Genomic DNA, 1,187 nt, shown 5'->3' on the forward strand with positions numbered 1-1,187 from the left:
GCCCCCGGCAATCTGACCGAGGAAATGCTGGCCGGCATCTACGCCGAGATCCTCGGCCTCGAGCGGGTCGGGGTGGAGGACTCGTTTTTCGAGTTGGGTGGGGATTCGTTGTCGGCGATGCGTCTGATCGCCGCCATCAACACCGGCTTGGATGCTGACTTGTCGGTGCGGGCGGTGTTTGAGGCGCCCACCATCGCCCAGTTGGCACCCCGTATCCAGGCCGGGGGTGGGGGTGGGCTGGCCCCGCTGGCGCCCCAGCAGCGGCCGGCAGTGGTGCCGTTGTCGTTTGCCCAGTTGCGGTTGTGGTTTATCGATCAGTTGCTGGGCCGGTCGGCGGTTTACAACATGCCCATCGCGGTGCGCCTCACGGGGCCACTCGACGTGGACGCCCTGCAGGCTGCGATCGGTGATCTAGTGGCCCGCCATGAAAGCCTGCGCACCCTGTTCCCCACGATCGACGGGATCCCTCACCAGCAGGTGGTGCCGGTCGAGCAGGCCGATTTCGGCTGGGCGGTGACCGATGCCAGCGGCTGGTCGGATACCCGGCTGGACCAGGCGATCGCGGCGGTGGCGGGCTACGCGTTTGATTTGGTGGCTGAGATCCCGTTGCGGGCCCAGCTTTTCCGGTTAGGCGACCAGGAGTGTGTGTTGGTGGCGGTGGCCCACCATATCGCTGCTGATGGCTGGTCGATCACCCCGCTGATCCGGGATTTGGGCGCCGCGTATGCCGCCCGGACGGTGGGGCAGGTCCCGGGTTGGGTGCCGTTGGCGGTGCAGTACGCCGACTACACACTCTGGCAGCGTGAGCAGTTCGGTGACCTCGACGACCCACACAGCCGCATCGGCGCGCAGGTGGCTTACTGGCAGCACGCGCTGGCCGGCATGCCTGAACGGCTGGTGTTGCCCACGGATCGGCCCTATCCGGCGGTGGCCGATTATCGGGGGGCCAGTATCGCGATCGAGTGGCCGGCGGGGTTGCAGCAGCAGATCACCCGGCTGGCCCGCGCGCATGATGCGACCAGTTTCATGGTGCTCCAGGCCGGGTTGGCAGTGTTGTTGGCCAAACTGAGCGCCAGTACTGATGTGGCGGTGGGGTTCCCGATCGCCGGGCGGCGCGATCCCGCTCTAGATGAGCTGGTCGGGTTTTTCGTTAACACCCTGGTGCTACGGGTCGATCTGACCGGCGG

Annotated in this window: 1 protein-coding gene; it reads left to right on the forward strand. The window is 66.7% G+C overall.

The window, feature by feature from the left end; all coding sequences use genetic code 11:
• The coding region (locus A5692_RS26520) for a condensation domain-containing protein (RefSeq protein WP_231984473.1) at nt 1–1,187 on the forward strand (1,187 nt) is incomplete at both ends.

The organism is Mycobacterium sp. E342 (genome assembly GCF_001667665.1).
Lineage (GTDB): Bacteria > Actinomycetota > Actinomycetes > Mycobacteriales > Mycobacteriaceae > Mycobacterium.